Annotated in this window: 21 protein-coding genes and 1 pseudogene; 18 read left to right on the forward strand and 4 right to left on the reverse strand. The window is 35.7% G+C overall.

What is annotated here, in order from left to right; translation table 11 throughout:
* The first annotated feature begins 288 nt into the window (after positions 1-288).
* The 5 genes and pseudogenes from IEV35_RS12135 to eutH all read left to right on the forward strand — a co-directional run bounded on the left by IEV35_RS12135 (position 289) and on the right by eutH (position 3,640).
* The gene (locus tag IEV35_RS12135) at positions 289-600 is read left to right on the forward strand and encodes a hypothetical protein (RefSeq protein WP_188384924.1); all 312 of its coding nucleotides are present in this window, start codon (positions 289-291) and stop codon (positions 598-600) included.
* Between the two features lie 138 nt (positions 601-738).
* Positions 739-855 (forward strand): annotated as a pseudogene (gene sspO / locus IEV35_RS12140) (small acid-soluble spore protein SspO); the annotation flags it as partial.
* Between the two features lie 15 nt (positions 856-870).
* A complete protein-coding gene (locus IEV35_RS12145; protein WP_188384925.1) occupies positions 871-1,077 on the forward strand; it encodes a hypothetical protein in 207 nt (68 codons plus the stop codon).
* 95 nt (positions 1,078-1,172) lie between these two features.
* Entirely contained in the window at positions 1,173-2,519 is a 1,347-nt protein-coding gene (locus tag IEV35_RS12150; protein ID WP_188384926.1) for an MFS transporter, read from the forward strand.
* 44 nt (positions 2,520-2,563) lie between these two features.
* Complete coding sequence (eutH, locus tag IEV35_RS12155; RefSeq protein ID WP_188384927.1) at positions 2,564-3,640, forward strand: ethanolamine utilization protein EutH; 1,077 nt, start codon at positions 2,564-2,566, stop codon at positions 3,638-3,640.
* A gap of 222 nt (positions 3,641-3,862) precedes the next feature.
* Here the strand turns inward: eutH and IEV35_RS12160 are convergent, their stop codons facing one another.
* A complete protein-coding gene (locus tag IEV35_RS12160; RefSeq protein ID WP_188384928.1) occupies positions 3,863-4,624 on the reverse strand; it encodes an SDR family oxidoreductase in 762 nt (253 codons plus the stop codon).
* Between the two features lie 159 nt (positions 4,625-4,783).
* Here IEV35_RS12160 and IEV35_RS12165 point away from each other — a divergent pair, with 159 nt between their 5' ends.
* The 11 genes from IEV35_RS12165 (at position 4,784) to IEV35_RS12215 (ending at position 15,464) form a co-directional block, all read left to right on the forward strand.
* The gene (locus IEV35_RS12165; RefSeq protein ID WP_188384929.1) at positions 4,784-5,365 is read left to right on the forward strand and encodes a TetR-like C-terminal domain-containing protein; all 582 of its coding nucleotides are present in this window, start codon (positions 4,784-4,786) and stop codon (positions 5,363-5,365) included.
* Between the two features lie 361 nt (positions 5,366-5,726).
* Positions 5,727-6,917 (forward strand): exonuclease SbcCD subunit D, encoded by a 1,191-nt coding sequence (locus IEV35_RS12170; protein WP_188384930.1) that lies wholly within the window; start codon positions 5,727-5,729, stop codon positions 6,915-6,917.
* Between the two features lie 12 nt (positions 6,918-6,929).
* Positions 6,930-10,022, forward strand: coding sequence for an AAA family ATPase (locus tag IEV35_RS12175; protein WP_188384931.1), 3,093 nt, complete (start codon positions 6,930-6,932; stop codon positions 10,020-10,022).
* Between the two features lie 211 nt (positions 10,023-10,233).
* Positions 10,234-10,482: a PepSY domain-containing protein gene (locus IEV35_RS12180; protein ID WP_188384932.1), complete on the forward strand. Its 249-nt coding sequence runs from the start codon at positions 10,234-10,236 to the stop codon at positions 10,480-10,482.
* A 184-nt stretch (positions 10,483-10,666) separates the two neighbouring features.
* The gene (locus tag IEV35_RS12185; RefSeq protein ID WP_188384933.1) at positions 10,667-10,864 is read left to right on the forward strand and encodes a helix-turn-helix transcriptional regulator; all 198 of its coding nucleotides are present in this window, start codon (positions 10,667-10,669) and stop codon (positions 10,862-10,864) included.
* Entirely contained in the window at positions 10,864-11,325 is a 462-nt protein-coding gene (locus IEV35_RS12190; RefSeq protein ID WP_188384934.1) for a DUF3278 domain-containing protein, read from the forward strand. The genes IEV35_RS12185 and IEV35_RS12190 overlap by 1 nt, the downstream gene beginning before the upstream one ends.
* Before the next feature lie 166 nt (positions 11,326-11,491).
* On the forward strand, positions 11,492-12,019 hold the full coding sequence (locus IEV35_RS12195) for a P-loop nucleotide/nucleoside kinase family protein (RefSeq protein ID WP_229740738.1): 528 nt from the start codon (positions 11,492-11,494) through the stop codon (positions 12,017-12,019).
* Between the two features lie 916 nt (positions 12,020-12,935).
* Positions 12,936-13,550 carry a Type 1 glutamine amidotransferase-like domain-containing protein gene (locus tag IEV35_RS12200; RefSeq protein ID WP_188384936.1) on the forward strand — a complete coding sequence of 205 codons (615 nt, stop codon included), beginning with the start codon at positions 12,936-12,938 and terminating at the stop codon, positions 13,548-13,550.
* 31 nt (positions 13,551-13,581) lie between these two features.
* Complete coding sequence (locus IEV35_RS12205) at positions 13,582-14,274, forward strand: DinB family protein (RefSeq protein WP_188384937.1); 693 nt, start codon at positions 13,582-13,584, stop codon at positions 14,272-14,274.
* Positions 14,275-14,309: 35 nt separating this feature from the next.
* Positions 14,310-14,999, forward strand: coding sequence for a sugar phosphate isomerase/epimerase family protein (locus IEV35_RS12210; RefSeq protein ID WP_229740739.1), 690 nt, complete (start codon positions 14,310-14,312; stop codon positions 14,997-14,999).
* 207 nt (positions 15,000-15,206) lie between these two features.
* Positions 15,207-15,464 (forward strand): hypothetical protein, encoded by a 258-nt coding sequence (locus IEV35_RS12215; RefSeq protein WP_188384938.1) that lies wholly within the window; start codon positions 15,207-15,209, stop codon positions 15,462-15,464.
* Positions 15,465-15,477: 13 nt separating this feature from the next.
* Here the strand turns inward: IEV35_RS12215 and IEV35_RS12220 are convergent, their stop codons facing one another.
* Positions 15,478-17,754 (reverse strand): putative bifunctional diguanylate cyclase/phosphodiesterase, encoded by a 2,277-nt coding sequence (locus tag IEV35_RS12220; RefSeq protein ID WP_188384939.1) that lies wholly within the window; start codon positions 17,752-17,754, stop codon positions 15,478-15,480.
* Between the two features lie 171 nt (positions 17,755-17,925).
* Between IEV35_RS12220 and IEV35_RS12225 the strand changes: the two genes are divergently transcribed.
* On the forward strand, positions 17,926-19,137 hold the full coding sequence (locus tag IEV35_RS12225; RefSeq protein ID WP_188384940.1) for an SEC-C metal-binding domain-containing protein: 1,212 nt from the start codon (positions 17,926-17,928) through the stop codon (positions 19,135-19,137).
* Positions 19,138-19,185: 48 nt separating this feature from the next.
* Here the strand turns inward: IEV35_RS12225 and IEV35_RS12230 are convergent, their stop codons facing one another.
* Positions 19,186-19,557, reverse strand: a complete 372-nt coding sequence (locus IEV35_RS12230; RefSeq protein WP_188384941.1) for a VOC family protein — start codon at positions 19,555-19,557, stop codon at positions 19,186-19,188.
* Positions 19,558-19,727: 170 nt separating this feature from the next.
* Between IEV35_RS12230 and IEV35_RS12235 the strand changes: the two genes are divergently transcribed.
* Complete coding sequence (locus tag IEV35_RS12235; RefSeq protein ID WP_188384942.1) at positions 19,728-20,477, forward strand: alpha/beta hydrolase; 750 nt, start codon at positions 19,728-19,730, stop codon at positions 20,475-20,477.
* 65 nt (positions 20,478-20,542) lie between these two features.
* Here IEV35_RS12235 and IEV35_RS12240 read toward each other — a convergent pair whose 3' ends face one another.
* The gene (locus IEV35_RS12240; protein WP_188384943.1) at positions 20,543-21,406 is read right to left on the reverse strand and encodes an AraC family transcriptional regulator; all 864 of its coding nucleotides are present in this window, start codon (positions 21,404-21,406) and stop codon (positions 20,543-20,545) included.
* Between the last annotated feature and the right edge of the window lie 39 nt (positions 21,407-21,445).

The raw sequence follows: 21,445 nt of genomic DNA on the forward strand, positions 1-21,445 counted from the left end.
AGATGCAAAATGCCTGGAAGGCATCTTATTGATAATCATTGTAACATATTGGTAAGCCGTATGCCTTAGTAGGGCACGTGCGGTTTGATAAGGGGGAAGCCATGAGAATGGTTTCCCTACTTTATTTGTTTGTTTGAATCATAGTAACTTTAATTAATTTACATAGAAGCGTTCTATGACCCCGAATTAGAATATAGAGAAGGAAAAGGTCACATAGAAGCGTTTTATGACCCCAAATTAGAATATAGAGAAGGAAAAGGTCACATAGAAGCGTTCTATGACCCCAAATTGGAATATAGAGAAGGAAAAGGTCACATAGAAGCGTTTTATGACCCCGAATTAGAATATAGAGAAGGAAAAGGTCACATAGAAGCGTTTTATGACCCCGAATTAGAATTTAGAGAAGGAAAAGGTCACGTAGAAGCGTTCTATGACCCCAAATTGGAATATAGAGAAGGAAAAGGTCACATAGAAGCGTTTTATGACCCCGAATTAAAATTTAGAGAAGGAAAAAGTCGCATAGAAGCGTTCTATGACCCTGAATTAAAATTTAGAGAAGGAAAAGGTCGTATAGAAACGTTCTATAATCCCAATTATTAAATTGCAAAAAAAGTCCCATAGAAAATTTTAATAAAATTTCCCTTCTTACAATAACACATATTTCCCCTATAACTGCAAAACATAGGTATGGGGAGGTGTTTATTCATGGGAAAGTAAAAGCTAAGTAGTGGCGGATTCAGTGATGAACAAGCTGTTAGAAAAAAGCTTTCGAAGAAGTTTGATCATGAATTTGCCAATGAACCTCTGACACCGAATGAGAAGTACAACAACAAGAAGACGAAAAAGCGTCAATAAGTAGGGGAGAAGACCATGCCAGAAAGAGATACTGGTACCGAGACAACTCCACATCCAGATGGAAAAAAAGAAAGTATTATCAATGACTCCAAAGGGAAACAAATCGGCATGAGTTTAAGTGTGGACCGTGCTGAGTTTACTTCACTTACGCAAATGAATGACGAACAATTGAAGCGGTTTGAAAAGTTAATGCGGGGAAAACCGAATTCAGATGAACAATAAATTTCTTAATGCTTAGGTTTCAATACGAAACCTAAGCATTTTTTCGTGAAAATGATACAATAGTTTAATTAGTATGAATGATGAGGGGAAATATAATGAAAAACAACAAAGATAAACTTATTATTTTTGCTATATCAACAGGAGTAATTCTAAATCCACTGAATACGACGATGATCACCGTGGCGTTGCCGGCAATCCAAAAAGATTTCCAACTGAATGCTACGGATATTTCTTGGCTAATTGCCTCGTATTTTATTATTAGTGCGATTTTTACTCCTCTAATTGGGAAATTAAGCGATATTTACGGAAGGAAATTAATCTACATGGTTGGATTAGCTTTAGTTGTTGTATCATCCATTTTGGCGCCGTTATCTCCGAATATGCCAGTGCTTCTAGCTATGCGTGGAATACAAGCAATAGGAACTTCTGCACTGTTTCCGGCTGGGGTAGGAATTGTTCGAAACACTATTCAACAAAACCAGAATCGGGTTATCGGAACTTTATCTGTTTTTGCAACGACATCTGCTGCTTTTGGGCCAACAATTGGTGGACTGCTCATTCAATTTGGCGGATGGCCAGTTATTTTTTATGTCAATTTACCAATCATTGCAGTAGGAATTATAATGACGATTTTATTTGTACCGAAAGATGAAAAAGGTGTTGTAACATCATATAAATGGGATTATGTTGGCATTATACTTTTTAGTGCATTTATCACTTGTTGGATGGTCTTCTTACTTGGTTTAGAAGAAGGAGTACAGTTTGGCACGTTGATCTTAGCACTTGTTTTAACGATAGTATTTTATTTCTATGAAAAGAAAAGAGAGGATGCATTTATTAATGTCAATTTCTTCCGGAAAAATTTAAATATAACACTTATTTATGGCCAGTACATCCTTTCGACCGTTATTTTCTTTGCGATATTACTAAGTTTTCCGACGTTTATACAAAGTGTCTTAGGAGCGAGTTCGCAAATGGCTGGAATCGTAATGCTTTCTTTATCGATATTTGCCATGATTATGACACCTATTGCTACGAGATGGATGGAGCGGGCGGGCTTCAGAATTCCACTTCTCGTTAGTGTCATCATCGGAGTTGTTGGTGTGGCACTATTATTTACAGTAAGAGAATCTTCTGTATTATTCTGGGTAGGGGTTGTTCTTGCTGTTACTGGTATTAGTAATGGGATTCAAAATATTGGATTGCAAAATTTATTGTTTTCATTTATTAAGCGGGAAGAAAGTGGAATTGCGTCCGGCCTATTGATGACTTCAAGATTTATCGGTAATATATTAGCATCGAGTATTTACGGCATTGTTTTTGCAATGGGTATGACAGATGCGAATTTGCATAAAATGGCAATCTTACTAGTCATAGTTGCTTTTGTACTTTTACCAGGGATGCTTTATGTGACAAGACATGAGAAAGTACGAGGAAAATAAAGAACGTCCTTCTATTCGAAGACTATTGGAGTGCGAGGAATAATATGGGTATTAATGACATAATTGTACTAATCGTGATGGGCTTACTATGTATTGGTGCAATCGATAAAATAATAGGGAATAAACTGGGTTTAGGTGAACGTTTTACAGAAGGATTTATGACAATGGGTGCATTGACACTTTCCATGGTCGGAATAATTTCCTTTGCACCTGTCATTGCATCTGTTCTAACACCGATCATTGCTCCTATCTACAATTTAATCGGTGCAGATCCTGCTTCTTTTCCAAACACGATACTTGCTCTGGACATGGGCGGGTATTCGTTAGCTACGGAAATGGCTGAAAGTAAAGAAGCGGAATTATTCGCTTGGGTCTTTTTAGGGACGATGATGGGACCGACGATTGCTTTTACCATTCCAGTAGCTTTAGGAATTATTAAAAAAGAGGACCATTCATATTTTGCGAAAGGAATCTTACTTGGATTAATAACGGTACCACTCGGTTGTTTAGTTGGTGGACTTGTTGCCGGTTTTGACTTTTTCATGATTGTGAAAAACTTAATCCCGACAATAGTCTTGTCCATATTCATCTCGATTGGATTGGTGAAAATCCCAGGGAAGATGATTGCTGGATTTTCCGTTTTTGCAAAAGGAATTGAAATTATCGCGATAATCGGACTAGCTGCTATTTCTGTTGAGACGTTTACTGGATTTGTTATAATCCCAAATTTAGCTCCTCTAGAAGAGGGAGTCCAAATTGTTGCGATGATTGCCGTCTTTCTTGCTGGTGCCTTTCCTTTAGTAAAAATGATTTCGCTACTATTTAAAAAGCCACTCGAAAAGCTAGGTGAAAAGTTAGGTATTAGTGACACATCTACTACAGGCATTGTCGCATCACTTGCCCATATCATTCCGACACTTTCTATCTTAGAGCATATGGATTCGAGGGGGAAAGTAGTGAATGTAGCCTTTGCAGTAAGTGGTGCTTTTGTGTTAGGTGGTCATTTAGGATTTGTCGCGGGAGTAAATAAAGAGATTGTATTTGCGATGATTGTTGGCAAATTAGTTGGGGGAATAAGTGCTGTGTTGTTGGCGATTATTACAACACGAAAAACGGTATAGTTCTATCTACTTCACTGTATATTTACTGAAGCGTTGGATTGACAGTATGAAATGAAGAATTTATACTTATAATAAGAAAAAGGTACTTAGTAGCTGCGAACTACTAAGTACCGCAACTACATTTCCGCATAAAGAGCGGTTGACCGTTTGTTGTAAAAATGCAAAAAGAAGTAACTTGCCATGGTCAAGAGGGCGGTTACTTCTTTTTGTTTGAAAGATAGATTAAAACGCTGCTGTCCAACCACCATCAGCTGTAATAACTGTACCGTTTACAAAGCTTGATTCATCAGAAGCTAAGAATAACGCAACTTGAGCAATTTCTTCTGGTTGTCCAACACGAGGAATGACACCTTGAACTACTTTTGTACGTTCCATTCCAAATGCATTAATATTTTTCATTGATGCGGAAATATTTGTTGCAACAGCACCTGGTGCAATTGCATTACAACGAATTCCTTTTTGTGCATACATATATCCAGTGTTCTTCGTTAATCCAATTACTGCATGTTTGGAAGCACCATATGTTGCTCCAGCATGTGCTCCGTTTAATCCACCAGTTGATGCTGTATTAATAATATTCCCTTTTCCTTTTTCTAAGAAAATAGGAATTGCTTTACGCATCGCACGCATAACACCTTTAGTATTAATATCAAAAATTAAGTCCCAACGTTCATCAAGAATATCGCCAACAGGCTCAAATCCATCCATGATTCCAGCATTATTAACAAGAATATCAAGTGTTCCATATTCATTCACAGCTGTATCGATCATATTATCGATGTCTTCTTGTTTAGCAACATTCACTTGAACTGCTTTAGCGATACCACCGTTATCTGTAATTTCTTTTACCACTGCTTCAGCACCTTCTAAGTTTAGGTCAGCAACGATCACTTTTGCACCTTCACGCGCATAAGTTTCCGCGATTGCTTTTCCCATTCCTGATGCAGCACCTGTAACTACTGCGACTTTATCTTGTAATTTCATACTTTTTCCTCCTCCTAAATAGTTGAAAAAAGATACTATACACGTGTACATTAAAATTATATAAAACGATTTCAAAAGATACAATCAACAGAAAAAGGTCGAACTGTACATTATTGAACAGATGTACAAGAAACTGTTTAATAAAGGGAGGGTAAAATTTTGAAACAAGACTTACGGGTTATGAAAACACAGGAAAGTTTGCGTAATGCGCTCTTAACTTTATTAAAAACGAAGGCACTAGATTCTATTTCTGTAGCAGAATTATGCAGATTAGCAAAAGTAAATCGTGGAACATTCTATTCCCATTACAAAGATGTCCATGGTGTTTTTAAACATTATTTAGAGGTCATTGTCGAAGATTTTAAAAAAGCATATGAAGAACCATATTACCGGACAGGCTTTCGGATTCAGTACATTCGCCCTGAAATGATCAAGATATTCGACCATGTAAACCGCTATAAAAGTTTCTATCAGATTATATTCCATCAAAAGATTCCAATGATGTACTATTATTTGTTGTTCGATACGGTTCGGAAATTTATGTATGAGTCTTTAGAGAATAACCATATAAATCCTGAACTAGAAGTGCAAATGGATTATTTAATTAGTTATCAAGCAAATGCAATTCTTGGTTTGATTATGGAATGGAATAGGCAAGATTATGCAACTCCTACGGAAGAATTAAGCAAGCAGCTAATTACAATTTTATCGATTAATAGTCCGTTTAGGAATAAAGAATAGATAGGATCCTTCCTTATGGAGGGGTTCTACCTATAATATTTTAAAAATTCCAATTATTATCTTGTCTCATAATCTATTTTTTGTTATACTAATACCGATTCATTTCCACAACTTTCCCCTGAAGTGCAAGCTTCGATTCTATTCAAAATACTTCATTCATTTTCCAACTAAAATGTAAGGATTCCAAAATTATACAAGGGAGTGGTAGCTGTAATTTGATATAATAAAATAGTATTAGATTATACTTCGAATTTTATTGATAGATAACTAGTTTTCTACGATGATCTTTCCTTTTGAAACTCTTTCAAATTTAAAAATCCAATGTAAAAAATAAACAAACTTAATATAGGGAGAGGATACGATGAAATTTTTCCATACTGCTGATTGGCACTTAGGGAAATTGGTGCAAGGCGTTTATATGACAGAAGACCAGAAATATATTCTTGAACAATTTTTAAAAGCGATTGAAGAAGAAAAGCCCGATGCCGTCATTATTGCTGGAGATTTGTATGACCGAGCAGTGCCACCAACGGAAGCGGTTCAATTATTAACGGACGTATTAGAAACAATTGTATTAGATTTGAACACACCTGTACTTGCTATCGCAGGTAACCATGACAGTCCTAGTCGATTAAACTTTGTTAGTAAAATTACGCAACGTAATGGTTTGCATATTATCGGAAACTTTACTAAAGAAATCGAGCCTATCGTACTAGAAGATGAACATGGTGAAGTACACTTTCATCTCGTTCCATATGCGGATCCTAGTGTTGTTCGTACAGCATTTGATGATGAAGAGATTCGTTCACATAATGATGCAGCGAAGAAAATTGTAGAGACGATTAAGGAAAATAGGAATGAATTTGCACGTCATGTTTATGTTGGACATGCTTTTGTTACGCCAATGGGGGAAGAGGAACCAAACACGAGTGAATCGGAGCGTCCACTATCGATTGGCGGAGCGGAATATGTCGATGCTCATCATTTTACTGATTTCCACTATACAGCTCTTGGTCACTTACATCAGGCCCATAAAGTGTTACAAGATAATATTCGTTATGCAGGCTCACCGATGAAATATTCCATATCAGAAGAACATCATAACAAAGTTTTCTATGTTGTGGAGATGGATGGGGAAGGTAATGTATCCCTTGATAAACGCAGCTTAACACCGAGACGTGATATCCGTACGGTCGAGGCAACAATCGATGACTTAATGCAACATCCAGTAAATGAAGATTACGTGTTTGTTAAATTGCTAGACGAGACACCTGTTTTATCACCAATGGAAAAAGTGCGTTCCGTTTATCCAAATGCGATGCATGTAGAACGAAAGAATTATGCATTCGCACCGAGCGTTGATGGGGAAGAAGTAAAAGACCGCAGTAAGATGAGTGAACTAGATTTATTTAAAGCCTTTTACAAAGAAGTAAAAGGAGAAGAAGCGAAAGATGAGACAGAAAACCTCTTTAAAGAAGTGTTGGATGAACTGTTAACGAATCAGCGTGAAACGCAAACAGATACAAAACAAAAAGAATTCGTACGGAATTAAGGGGGATATAAGTTGAAGCCATTAACATTAAAAATGACCGCATTCGGTCCTTATAAATATACAGAAACGATCGATTTTAGAGAACTGGATCAGCATCATTTATTTGTCATTTCAGGGAATACTGGTGCTGGTAAAACGACAATCTTTGATGGAATCAGTTTTGCTTTGTACGGTAGTGCCAGTGGTTCAGACCGTGAGAATAACAAGATGCTACGAAGTGACTTTGCAGATGATGATACCCATACAGCAGTAGAATTAACCTTTGAATTACAAGGAAGAACGTATCGTATTCTCCGTCAATTAGGGCATGTAAAACAAGGAAACAAAACGAAAACAGGAGAACGGTATGAGTTTTATGAACAAGTGGATGGGGAAGAAATTCCTTGTGTAGACCGACAAATTGTTTCGGAAATTAATGAGAAAGTAGAATCATTAATCGGATTAACTCAAGATCAATTTAAACAAATTGTCATGCTACCCCAAGGGGAGTTTCGTAAACTATTAACTTCAGAAACGGAAAACAAAGAAGCCATTTTACGTCGACTGTTTAAAACGGATAATTACAAGCAAATTAACGAGATTTTGAAAAAGAAACGTGATGCAGTAGAACGGGAACATTTTCAAATTAAACAAACGCGAGATAACTATGTCCAATCAATTGGTACCGCCCTACCAAGAAGAGAGGACTCGCTATTATTTGATGTCCTTTCGGAAGAATACAAGAATATCAATCAAATAGATGCCGGGCTAGAGGAAGAAATCACTTTTTATGAAAAGCAGATAGTTATCGATAAAGAGAATTATGAACAAGCATATAAAACCCACGATAAAAAGCAAAAAGAATTGAATTTAGCTGAAGCACTTAATGAACGGTTCACGGTCTTGGAGCAAAAAGAAGCAGAGTTTAAACAATTAGAAGGACAAGTACCACTGTTTAAGCAAAAAGAGAAGCAGCTTGAAGAAGCGGAACGGGCTAGCCAAATCGAATTTTATGAAAAGCAAGTAAAATCCTGGCGAAAAGAAGAAAAAGAGAAAGTGACTGCTTTACATGCAGCTGACAATTTAAAGAAAACAGCAGAAGAAAAACTTTCTACAGCACAGGCACGCTATGAAGCAGAAGAAAGTAAGAAAGATGTGCGTGAAGAAACGGCTAAAAAGTTAACTAGCTTGCATGAATTTGTCCCACTCGTTCAAGACATTGAAGAACGTAAACAAGCACTAGAAGTAATTAAGACAAAAGGGATTAAAGCGAAATCGGACTTTGAACAAGCAAGAAATGAGCTTGTTAGTATGAAGCAAGGATTAGATAATTTAACAGAAGAAATAAAAAGAATGGACCTAGCAGTTGGTGAGTTGCCAGATAAGCAGAACCAATTAACAGACATGCGAGAAAAAGCTGTCTTACTAAGAGATTATATTCAGACGAGAGATAAGCAAACTACGATTAATGCTGATTTAAAAGAAAAACAAGTTAAATTCGAAAAGGCAAATGCTGCTTATCAAGAAATGGAGGAAGCTTGGTTATCTAACCAAGCAAGCCAACTAGCAGTGCACCTTCATGATGGGGAAGCTTGTCCAGTATGTGGTAGTGTGGAACATCCGAATAAAGCTACCAATAATAATCAGGAAGTAACAAAAGAAACGTTAGACACGTTGAAAAAAGACAGAGATGAAAAAGACACCCTTTATCGAACGGTCCTTGCTGATCAAAAATCAAATGGATCATTATTAAAAGAACGAGGAGAAGCATTACAAAATAGGGGAATTGATCCTACTCATGCAGATGCAATTAATAAAGAATTAGTAGCAGAAGGAAAACGATTAGCAATTGAAGTAGAAGAGCTACAAAAACTCCGCAAAAAAGTAAATGAAGAAAAAGAAAAACAAGACAAACTCAACCAATTGATTAAACAACTAGAAATTAAGAAAGAAAAGTTTGAAAAAGAGTATCAAGAACAGATAACAGCTTATCAAACGACAAAAGCGGTTTATAAGGAACGTTTAGGTAGAGTACCGGTAGAAGTTAGAGCATTATCTGAACTAGAGAAACAGATTCGAGAGTCAGAAAATCAAAAAATGTTGCTAGAAAAAGCTTGGGAAGAAGCACAAAAAGCATTCCAGACTGCAAAAGATGAAATGACTAAAGCAGAATCTAATCTAGGACATGCGACCAAGCAGCTTGCTGAAACAAAGGCAAAACTAGAACATGCAGACGAAGAGTTCCAAGCAGCTCTGACAAAAGCAGGATTTTCATCCGAAGAGGTATATAAAGAAGCGAAATTATCTGAAGGTGAAAGACAAACACTAAAAGAAGGTATTCGTCAGTTTAACGAAAAAATCGGTACACTAAAACAACAACTGCTTGAGATTAAGGAAGAATTAAAAGATAAGCAGAAGGTGGATTTAAGTGAATTAAAAGAGCAAGTTAGCGAACTGAAGGAAGCGTATGAACTTGCCCTTAATAAGTTGAATCTATCCAAGGAATATCATAAAGATGCAATCGATTTAAAAACGAAAATCCTCGAGGCACACGAACAGGTTATCGAACAAGAGAAACAGTTCTCTGTCATCACAGACTTGTATAATGTCGTTAGAGGACATAATGATAAGAAGATTTCCTTTGAACGGTATTTGCTTATTGAATATTTGGAGCAAATTATCGATGCAGCGAATGGTCGTTTAAGAAGACTCTCCAATGGACAATTTTATCTTATCCGTAGCGACCGCCAAGAATCTCACGGAAGACAAAGTGGCTTAGCCCTGGATGTGTTTGATACGTATACCGGTCAAACCCGTGATGTAAAAACGTTATCTGGTGGGGAAAAGTTCAATGCATCGCTCTGCCTTGCCCTTGGTATGTCTGATGTCATTCAAAGTTTCCAAGGAAATATTTCGATTCAGACGATGTTCATTGATGAAGGTTTCGGATCGCTTGATGAAGAATCCCTTCATAAATCAATTGATACACTAATTGAACTTCAACAATCTGGACGCATGATTGGTGTTATTTCACACGTAAAAGAACTTAAGGCTATGTTCCCGGCCGTGCTAGAAGTGAAGAAGACGAAAGAAGGGTATAGTCGGACTGCATTTGCTGTGAAGTAGTTAAGCGATGTAGTAACGGGATAATCCTGAGATAAAAGAGAGAGACAATATAAAGGTGCTAAACTATATGGTTTAGCGCCTTTTTTGTTATGGGTTCAATAAACTGTAGTATTAAAGAAGCGAAGTAGAAGATTATTCTTATGTTGCACCTATAAATTAGTTCGTTCATATAGATAAATGAGTTAATTATATTTAGAAGGGGGAATTCCCAATGTATGAAAATTATTATCAAGGCAACCCTACACCGATGTATCGACAAAGAGTTACGATGCAACAAGCTCAAGAAATTGCTCTGAAACGTGTACCTGGAACAGTTATCCATGTGGATATGGATTTAGAAAATGGTGTATTAGTATATGAAGTTTTTATTCTAACTGCAGATAATAGAATTTTTGAAGTGGAGATTGTTGCAAGGTCTGGAAGAATTTTAAAAGTAGAGCAAGAAAATGATTTAGATTAATACTATCTATTCTTGTAGGAATGAGTGCGATGTTTTATCTAAGCATCGCTTTTTCTTACGGATGTACAGGACAGGTTTATCGTCCTTGGACTAAGATTTTCTTTTTCTTAAATTGACATCTCATATTTATTGATGTAATATATAAATTACATATGCAACATATAAATTGCAAAAAGGTGAGTCTATGAAAAATAATGTAAAAATAGAAAGAATCAAATTATCAATAACGCAAGGAGAATTGGCAAACAGAGTTGGAGTGACAAGACAAACAATTGGGTTAATCGAAAATGGAAAATATAATCCAACACTTCAACTTTGTATCGCTATAGCAAAGGAACTTAATAAAACATTAGATGAATTATTTTGGGAGGTAGAGGACTAATGAAATCTTGGATATCGTTCTTATTACCAGATGATGAGTATCGGGAGAGAAAAATTTTATATTATTTAGCTGAAGGGGCAATTTTTCTAGTACTACTTTTAATTGGACTATTTATAAGTAGTAGGTATATCCCAATTCTACATATCAATCTAGAAGTTTCTATCTTCTTGGCAATTTGGGTTTTTATAGGCTATGTATTTATCCGATATATTTTGTCAGGTATGGAGCATGCAGATATAGCAACAGATCAAGCATATTCCAAGCAATTAAAATTTGTACTAAGTAAATCAGTTAGTTTTGTAATTATTTTCAATCTCGTGTTTTTATTATTTATGTTTCCTGATAGTTTAAAAGAATGGTTAGGAAATATCGGAGTGTCAATTGTAGGAGGATTAATCTTATTTTTCGTAGAATACCTCTCTCTTAAAAAATCGTATGAAAAGAATAAAGAGTTATTATAGTAGCTCTGTTACAAATATGGAAAAGATGATCATAATGGTCATCTTTTTCTTTTGATTAAAATACTAATAATATTCAGAAATATTGTGTTACTATTGTTTATGAAGGATGAGATGAATGTTTCCTAGAACCTTACCCGTAGGAATAATACATTGGAGGTCCATTAAGTTGCAAAAAAATGTTTTTATTATTTCTGGTCCAGCTGGTGTTGGCAAGTCAACAACTGCCATAAAGCTAGCAAAAGTTCTAAGTAATAGTGCATATATTTCCGGTGATTACATTAGTCATATGCATATAAATGGAAGACAAAAACCTTGGCTAAGTGAGGAAGAAAACACCTTAATATGGAAGAATATCTTAAGTTTAACGAAGAACTTTATAAACTCTGGGTGTGATGTAGTAATTGATTATGTAACTTTTCCAAATGAGGTCAGATGGTTGAAAGAAGGTTTAAAAGAAGAAGATATTTGCCTTAAATACATTGTTTTATGGACTGATATAGAGACTCTAATAGAAAGAGATAATTTAAGAAAACCAGAGCATAGAATGGGAGAACGTTGTCTTGTTCTTATGGATGAATATAGGGATTCAAGTATTGAGGAGAAACAATTTTTAGATACAAGCAAAGTGTTAATTGAGGAGATGGACTTGGTATTAAATAACATAATAAGCTCGGATAAATATAAGGTAAATTAATATGTGAAAAAATTGCTTATTAATCTATACGAGGAGAGTTGTGATGGTGGATATTGGTAGAAAAATAGGGGAAGGCGGTAACTCAGAGGTATTTGAATGGAAGAATTCAGATATTCATTTATGAGAGCCCGTAACTCGTTTTATCCTTGAGCAACGGTCACTCATAGGGAGAATGAATGCCCGTTACCCGTTTAAATCTGTTGCAACGGTCACTCATAGGGAGAATGAATGCCCGTTACCCGTTTAAATCTGTTGCAACGGTCACTCATAGGGAGAATGAATGCCCGTTACCCGTTTAAATCTGTTGCAACGGTCACTCATAACATGAATGAATGCCCGTAACTCGTATAAATCTGTTGCAACGGTCACTCATAGCGAGAATGACTGCCTGTTCCCCATTTTAATTTGGCTCAACGGTCACTCATAGCTTGTATGACTGCCCGTTCCTCGCTTTAATCTGTCGCAACAGTCACTCATAGCGAGAATGACTGCCCGTTCCTCGTTTTAATCTGTCGCAACGGTCACTCATAGGGTGAATGAGAGCCCGTTATCGGTTTAAATCTGTCGCAACGGTCACCCATAGCGAGAATGACTGCCTGTTCCCCATTTTAATTTGGCTCAACGGTCACTCATAGCTTGTATGACTGCCCGTTCCTCGCTTTAATCTGTCGCAACAGTCACTCATAGCGTGTATGAATGCCCGTTCCTCGTTTTAATCTGTCGCAACGGTCACTCATAGGGTGAATGAGAGCCCGTTATCGGTTTAAATCTGTCGCAACGGTCACTCATAGCGTGAGTGAATGCCCGTAACTCGTATTATCCAGACGCAACGGTCACTCATAGCCCTGATGATAGCCCGTTACCCATTTTAACCAGGAACAACCGTCACTCACCAAAAGCAAAAGGAGGAAACTACATGGCTAAAATATTTCTAACCTCAAGTGGCTTCTATACAGATTCAATTAAGAAAGAATTTAAAACAATAGTTAGAGAGCAACTAGCTAATCCTAAAGCTGTCATCATAACTACAGCATCCCCACTTAAAGAAAAGAATAAGTTTGCTATAAAGGCAAAGAATGACCTAATGGATATGGGAATAAATCAGGTAGATTTCCTTGATGTTGAGCATGATGAAGTTGACAAGCTCAAACAGTACAACATCATTTATTTAAATGGTGGATATCCATTTCAATTGTTATTCCATATGAAAAAAAGCGGGGCTGATTTGATTCTAAAAGAATTAGCAATGCAACCAACTATCATTGTAGGTGTAAGTGCTGGGGCCGTTATTCTAGGTCCTGATATTGAAATAGTAAAACATTTTACTCCAGAGATGGATACAGTCGAGTTAAAGGATTTAACGGCACTAAATTTAACAGAAAAAGTAATCTTTCCTCATTATGATAGAGACGATGTTTTTAAGGACGCATCAGGGAAGAGTATTGAAACTAGGCTGAGAGAATTTGAAAGTAGTAGAAACTATACAGTAGTACGATTACGAGACGATGAGTATAGTCTAATCGATGTATAAATTAATTTGATATGGATCGAGGTTACTTCGCGTGGATAAGAACCAGAGAAAAAAATGGAATGAGAACCATAAAATATTTAGAGAATGTACGTTAATACCAGAGAGACATAAAGAGGCTGTACATGTACTTCAAACATTACACTCCTTTCTACATGTTTCTATCGATAGCTTAAACAGTAAATTAACGTTAGCGGATGACCTATTGGAGAACCTAGAAGGAGAGACATTTAGGCAATACCCAGTATCTACTCCTGATACTAAAAATTCCATAGCATGGCACCTATGGCATATGACTCGAATTGAGGACATGACGATGAATATTTTAATCGACGATAATAAACAAGTTCTTCATATGTCCAATTGGCTTGAGCAAATGAATATTCCATTTACTCATTCAGGCAATGATATGAGTGTGGAGGAAATTACTCTGTTAAGCTCCACCATAAATTTAAATGCATTACTAGAGTATAGAAAATCTGTTGGCAAGCAAACACAAGAGATAATTTCTAGATTAATTCCTGGTCAATTTAGGATGAAAATTGATCAAAAGAAGATAAATCGCTTATTTGATGAACATGCTTTACAGAAAAAATCACAATGGTTAGCAGAATATTGGAGTAAAAAAGACATTGGGGGATTATTTCTTATGCCTGCTACAAGGCATAACTTTATCCATTTAAACAAGTGTATTCGGATAAAGAATAAATTGAAACAGAAGGTATAGTTAAAGAAATACAGAAGAGGAGATGTAATCTATTTATGGAACATAAACTAGGTCTTTCAGGTAGTGTCATAATGACAGATCCAAATAAATTCCCAAAGTTATTTAATAAAAATATGGACCATATAGAAATTGGAGAGTTCCCTAATCAGGAGTCTTTCCATCTATTTTTAGAACTGCTAAATGAAACGAATATGTCTCTTGGTCTACACTCTCCTTTATATAGAAATAGGAGTAAATATGATTTATTAGAAAAAGTACAATATGAACCTGAGCAAGCTTGGGAGCAGTTTGAAGAAGAAACTAAAATAATGTCACAACTTGGTGCTAAGTACATACTTGTACACTTTCCATATTTCAAAGAAGAAAGAGATACCGATACTATCAAAAATATTGAAGAGGGATTAAAAAGGTTGCATGCATTACAGCTTAAATATTCTATACCAATCGTATGTGAACCAAAACTTGGTATAAATCGATCCACTTTCGGCATAGAATCACTTGATAACTTTCCTATCGAAATTTGGGATAAGTATGGCATTAACCTCTGTATTGATATAGGTGATTACTTAATTGCTAGAGGTGATAAAGCATTAGATTATATCGTTAAATGGAAAAAGTATATAAAGGTTGTACATTTACATAATGTTGAATATCACGATGATAAATACACCTGGGTGCCCATACATCCTTCCCATGAAAACGACGAAGTACATTTCAATGTATAAGACATTATTACGGAACTAGAAAGCAATTCAAGCATCTATTTTGTATTTGAACATACACCACACACAAACCCTTCAGAGCAATTTGTGAAGGAAGGGATTGACTGGGTGAAAGAGTTAATTAGGAAAAGTTAATTAGAAAGTCTCATTATTTCCAAACTATTCAACACAAAGATAGAGGAAGAAATACTTTGAAAAGGATGGATTTAATTGAAGAAAAATAACAAGGAAAAACAATCTTGGAAACTATGGGATGTGATATTCACATCTGGACTATTATCCTTATTCAAAGAAAGTCAAGATGCACAAAGTGACGAAAAGAAATTTAAACAACTAATCATACAATCCTTATTTGATTTTAGTTACAGTAGCGTTATTCTTAACCGTCTATTGGTTAGTTACTTAGGTGGGTGCAGGATCACATACCCATATAAAACTCATCATATGAAAAGTGAGACAGGGCGTTAGACTCCCTATCCCACTAGAACAACTTCTCAATCTCCTCCGCACTTGCTGGCTTACTAAATAGATATCCTTGTCCAAATATAGTACGATTACTTATAGCCAGTAATGCTTCTACCTGTTGTTCATGTTCAATCCCCTCTACAATAACTTCCAAATTAAAATTAAATCCAATGTTCATAATAGATTTCATCATTGCAATATCAGCATCTGTATGTTCTTGAATGAAACTGCGATCAATTTTAATAGCGTCAATTAGTAAGTCTTTGAGAACAGAAAGAGAGGAATATCCGGTACCAAAGTCATCAAGAGAAGCTCTAATCCCCATAAGATCCAGTTCCTTTAGAATTCGAGACGAATCAGCAATATTCTTAACAACACTTTCCGTAATTTCTAATTCAATATCTGATGGATGAACACCGGTTTTATCTATGATTTCCTTTACATCACTAATGAAATTCTTATCTTCAAATTGTCGCGCAGACACATTGATTGCCATATGTAAATGATCGTAACCCATTTGTTTCCACTTCTTTATTTGGTTACAGGCAGTGTGTAAGACCCAGTTACCAATAGCGACAATTTGACCAGTTTCTTCTGCTATGGCGATGAATTCAGTAGGAGGAACCGTACCAAGAAGCGGATGCTTCCAACGAACTAATGCCTCCACTCCAACAATTTTTCTAGTCTGTAAGTTGATTTTAGGCTGATAATGGAGTATGAATTGCCCTTTTTGAATAGCTCTCTCTAAATCGTGCTCCATCATCATTTTTCGTTCCACCATGTTGTTTAATTCGGAATTATAGAATGTATATTGATTTCCACCTCTACTTTTTGCAAGGTACATAGAGATATCAGCGTTTTTCATGAGTTTTTCTATTGTTTCACCATTATCCGGGAAAATACTAATGCCGATGCTTGGCTTAATAGAAATATGGTACTGATTAAACAACAACGGATTAGCAAAATGATTCAAAATAGATTCTGCCACACGCTTACAAGATTCCTTGGATTTATCTTGAAGGATGATAGTAAATTCGTCTCCGCCTAGACGATATACCCGATCTACCTCGGAAATAGATTTCTTTAATTGTACTGCACATTCTCGTAAAACTTGATTTCCAACATTATGTCCTAGTGTATCGTTTATATTTTTAAACCGATCAAAATCAAACAGGAAAATAGCGAACTTTTTCTTTTTTTGTTTTGAAAATTTGATTAAGTCTTTTATATCTCTTAGAAAGCTTGTACGATTAGTTAGGCCAGTAAGTTTATCATGGTATGCACTGTGCCAAAGTTCCTCTAATAATGAACGATTTTGTTTAATGATAATGATTTGCCTTATGACAATGAAGATGATGGATATGACTAAACCAAAAGTTAAACTGTCCCATTCCCAATTATTGCTTTCCAACACGAGAGCAGTAAGAATAATAACACTAGCATTGAAAATTAGACCATTATCAACGGAAGTAACAAGCTTGGAACGAAATATCCAAAATTTCTCTTCCTCTTCTTCTTCCACATATAATCCTGAATAACCAATAAATAAAATCGCCAGTATCCATAACGGATCGATAACACTGCCGTAAGTATACTTATCATTAATTAATAGAACGGCATAAACTGTATCTGTAATAATTTGTACGAAAAACCCCAGGGTGAGAAATTGATACGTTAATCTTTCCTTTTTATGTCTCGTCATGTAATAGATATTAATGATAACGAATGCAATTGCTAAATCTAAAATAGGATACAGCGTATTAAGAAAGAGAGAAGATTGATATTGCTTAGAAATATCTACGATTGGATTGATTAGGAAATGGATACTAAATGTTGTTGCAGCAATCATAAAAATGATGATATTAAATAGAAACGGCCCCATAGAGTTAGATTTATATAGTAATCTTAGTTTATAGATTAAGGCTGCCAAGAAAAGCACATCTGCTAACACCCAAAATATCCAGGCTGTTTGAGGGAAATCCAAAAAAATATTTGTTAGTAGAAAGAATAACCAAATTCCATTGGATATGAGAAATAGAACTAAACCAGTGTTTACCATTAGAATAAATCTTCTATGAACAGGTGGAAGTATAGAATAAGGTCGCGATAACCAATAAATTGAAATGGTAGCTCCAATAATAGGGAATATCGCAGAACCAAATGCACGCATCCAAGGCTGGTCTATAAATATCCATATCCAGCTATAATAACTAGTCATGAAAACAATCATAAAGAGTATGGCATGTTTTTTTCGTTGAGACACAATATCACCATTCTTTTTTACAAAATACAAGTAATAAAACAGTAGTTATTAGTATTCCTTTTCAATTCGGATTTAATGATACTATTTTGTAGTTGCACTCATAAATTTCAGCATTTAAAAAAATTGTACTCTAAATTATCGCAAACTATATTATTTTTCCTGTATAATGAAACACGATAATTTATAATTGGAGTGTCTATCATGGTAAACCGAACAGATAAAGACGTAGAAAAAGCGATGTTAAACGCATTGACGGGATTAAAGGAAATGCAACGTGACATGGAACAAAAACAAGATAAACGATTTTGGGCAGATATAAAGATACCTTTCACACTGCATGAAGGTTTAACTAAATATACGAAATATGAATTAGATGATATACGAAAGTTTCTAGATATACAGAGAGCTAGTAGTTTAAGAAAAGCAGAATTAATTACTCGAATTGAAGAAACATTACCATCTTTACTAGAAAAAATATGTCTTGAATTCGATGAAGAACGGTTCCGAATGTTAGTTAGTATGGTTCGTAATGACGGATATGTGAAAGCAATAAACATAGAAAATAAACAAATCAGCTACTGGCGATCAAGCGGTATGGTTTATACAGGAACATACATGGGCAACAAAATACTAGCATTACCAACAGAGTTAATTGAACCCATACTTACTTTGGAAAAAAACGTTACAATTAGAGCTATAATCAAAAGAAATACCGAATGGTTAAAGCTAACGCACGGTCTGTTGTATTACTACGGTACTTTAGGAACATCAACATTAATCGATTTCATAGAAAAATACACAAACGAAAAAGTAGAGTTACGAGCCTACTTTAATGTATTGCATTCTGCCAATACCTATCGTAAAGAACATTCTGTAGATAGTGATGGTTATTCCAATCTACGCGTATTTGATCCAAGTAAGGTGCTAGCCGAGCATCGAAAAAGGGAGAATATATCCTATTATCCGTTTACGAAAGGACAATTACTGAAAGCAGGGGAATCAGGTTTTGTCGATAGGAATCGAAGCTATCAGCAACTAGTACATTATCTTACAAAGAACTTTGTAATTAAAAAGAACGAAGCGGATAGTTTAGTAGAAGAGTGTGTCTATGCGACGAGAATTGGAGAAAGCCCAAATGATGTCATGAAATTTTTAGCTTCGAACTTAGAATTTGAAAGTATGGAGATAGTACAAGAATTAATGGACCTTGTCGTTAATTTAATGAATAACACGAGGGAATGGTTTTTAAAAGGACATACACCTACAGAATTGCTAGAAGTGGAGAAAAAGTTCTTAAACCCTATACCGAAAACTAGCAATGCTTTAACGAAACAAAAGGTAGAGAAAGTTGGTCGAAATGATCCATGTCCATGTGGGAGTGGAAAGAAGTATAAGAAATGTTGTGGTAAGTAATAGACAAAAAAGCCTTTCACCTAATAAAAATTAGTGAAAGGCTTTTTCTTATCTATGCTGGTCAAATAAAATCGGATTACCATCAGGATCTACTACTGTAAAATGTGCTGGTCCTTCAGTTGACTCGTCTGCTTCCTGTACGAATGAAATACCTTTAGCTTTCAATGCCTTTTGAATATCGCGAACGTCCGTAAATGATTCGACATTCTCGGCATTTTGATTCCAACCTGGGTTAAAGGTAAGCATGTTCTTCTCAAACATCCCTTGGAAAAGTCCGATAACTGTGTCCCCGTTCTTTAGAATTAACCAATTTTGTTCAATGTTCCCACCGAGTGTTTGAAATCCGAGTGCTTCATAGAATTCTTTTGATTTGTGGATGTCCTTTACAGCTAAGCTAATAGAGAATGCGCCTAGTTCCATCTAATTTCCTCCTTTAATGTTGGCTATTTTGCAGAATGACTTATGTAGTTATCATTATTATAACAAAATTTGCCAGCGATTTTTCCATTTCTCTATAGAGCAGGAGAAATAATCATTGTTGTCGAATGAATAAGATAGAGATATAGAATACTAGAAGGGAGAGAGGTTGAATGGAGAAGTATCCTGTCATGAAAGAAGCGGAAGAGTTTTATTTTGAAGGAAATGAGATAGGTGTCCTAATTAGCCATGGGTTCACTGGTACTACTCAGAGTATGCGCTATATTGGTGAGCGAATAGCTAAAAGCGGGTATACCGTATACGGTCCAAGGCTAACTGGCCACGGTACACATCCAGAAGATATGGAAAGAGCGTCATACAAAGACTGGATTGCAACGGTGGAAGGGGCTTTAGAAAAGCTAAAAGAGACATGTTCAACGATTTTCGTAGTTGGCTTGTCTATGGGGGGAACGCTAGCACTTTATCTTGCTGAAAATCATCCTAACATTGCTGGTATTATGCCAATAAATGCTGCGATAAATATGTCTGAGTTTGCAACGTATTATCAAGGGTTAAAAGAAGAAGGTGCACGATTTGTACCAGGAATTGGTTCTGATATTAAAAAAGAGGGAATTAAAGAGCTTGCTTATGAACAGACTCCAGTGAAATCAATGGGGGACTTGCTAACGTTAATGAATATGGTCCGAGAGAATTTAACCAAAATAACAGTCCCTACTTTAGTATTATCATCTACCGTTGATCATGTTGTACCCCCTGAAAACTCACAAGAAATCTACAAGAATATTTCATCGGAAGAAAAAAGAATGGTAACCCTAGAAAACAGTTATCACGTTGCAACACTTGATAATGATAAAGAATTAATTGCCAAAGAGTGTGTTGCGTTTATTGAGAAATATAGTTAATTGGAATAGTATTTAAAGACTATTAAACAAGGTTCCTTCCCCGGATTGGAGAGGGAACCTTATCATTATTTTTTCTGAACAGGTATCCAAATTTCACTGTAGGCGTAATCTTTTTTATCCGGATCCATCTTCGTGAAAGAGAATGTAGGGGCATTAATAACCTGGTAATCAGATGTTGGTAACCATTCAGAATAAGTTCTAGCCATTGTATTCTGTAATGTAGATGGGAATGGCCCCTCATTTGGGAAGATTGCCCAAGTATAGCTTTCAACTGGTACAACATCTAATTGATCACTTACTTCATCTTTAGTTGTTAACACACCGATTAAATGGGTTAAATCTCCCTCTTCTTTTAAGAAATTTGCATCGGCATTATAGGAAGCATTCACGATTTCGTAAGGATCGATATTTTGCAACGAACGCATTTCTCTCCGTTGTTCTTCAGTAATGCTTTGTGCTAGCTTGACAATCTCGTTATTAACACCTTGAAATTGCATCGGTACACGCTTACTAACACCAACTAAATGAAAGGCTGATTTCTCTTCTATTCTAAACTCCATACTAGTTCCTCCTTTTACAGTAATGATGAAGGAAAGTTTGGGAAATGTTTTACTTAACCCTTTCTTGAGGACTTCGGAAGGTAAAAAACCACTCCATTTCTTAAATGCTCTCGTGAAGCCGTCCACTGACTGATATCCATATTTAAAAGCAACATCTGTTACTTTCGCACCTTCAAGCAATTCCTTATTTGCTTCAGCTAATTTTCTGTTCTTGATATATTCACTTAGCGTGAGCCCGGAGAGGTAGAAAAATATCTGTCTAAAGTGGTAATCAGAAACCCCTGCGTAATCGGATATGTTTTCAAGAGAAAGGTCATCAGTTAAATGGTCTTCAATATAGTCAATCACTAGGTTTAGTTCTCGTAACACATTATCCCTCCTTCATCTGTTTTTATGATATCAGAGCAT

Origin of the sequence: Ornithinibacillus halotolerans (genome assembly GCF_014637405.1) — a bacterium.
Lineage (GTDB): Bacteria > Bacillota > Bacilli > Bacillales > Amphibacillaceae > Ornithinibacillus > Ornithinibacillus halotolerans.

Bases quoted from the DNA above. Each gene is read 5' to 3' on its own strand.
- IEV35_RS12150 (WP_188384926.1), top strand. From the start codon at position 1,173: ATGAAAAACAACAAAGATAAACTTATTATTTTTGCTATATCAACAGGA.
- IEV35_RS12235 (WP_188384942.1), top strand. From the start codon at position 19,728: ATGGAGAAGTATCCTGTCATGAAAGAAGCGGAAGAGTTTTATTTTGAA.
- IEV35_RS12230 (WP_188384941.1), bottom strand. From the start codon at position 19,557: ATGGAACTAGGCGCATTCTCTATTAGCTTAGCTGTAAAGGACATCCAC.
- IEV35_RS12200 (WP_188384936.1), top strand. From the start codon at position 12,936: ATGGCTAAAATATTTCTAACCTCAAGTGGCTTCTATACAGATTCAATT.
- IEV35_RS12210 (WP_229740739.1), top strand. From the start codon at position 14,310: ATGGAACATAAACTAGGTCTTTCAGGTAGTGTCATAATGACAGATCCA.
- IEV35_RS12185 (WP_188384933.1), top strand. From the start codon at position 10,667: ATGAAAAATAATGTAAAAATAGAAAGAATCAAATTATCAATAACGCAA.
- IEV35_RS12160 (WP_188384928.1), bottom strand. From the start codon at position 4,624: ATGAAATTACAAGATAAAGTCGCAGTAGTTACAGGTGCTGCATCAGGA.
- eutH (WP_188384927.1), top strand. From the start codon at position 2,564: ATGGGTATTAATGACATAATTGTACTAATCGTGATGGGCTTACTATGT.
- IEV35_RS12190 (WP_188384934.1), top strand. From the start codon at position 10,864: ATGAAATCTTGGATATCGTTCTTATTACCAGATGATGAGTATCGGGAG.
- IEV35_RS12145 (WP_188384925.1), top strand. From the start codon at position 871: ATGCCAGAAAGAGATACTGGTACCGAGACAACTCCACATCCAGATGGA.
- IEV35_RS12225 (WP_188384940.1), top strand. From the start codon at position 17,926: ATGGTAAACCGAACAGATAAAGACGTAGAAAAAGCGATGTTAAACGCA.
- IEV35_RS12170 (WP_188384930.1), top strand. From the start codon at position 5,727: ATGAAATTTTTCCATACTGCTGATTGGCACTTAGGGAAATTGGTGCAA.
- IEV35_RS12180 (WP_188384932.1), top strand. From the start codon at position 10,234: ATGTATGAAAATTATTATCAAGGCAACCCTACACCGATGTATCGACAA.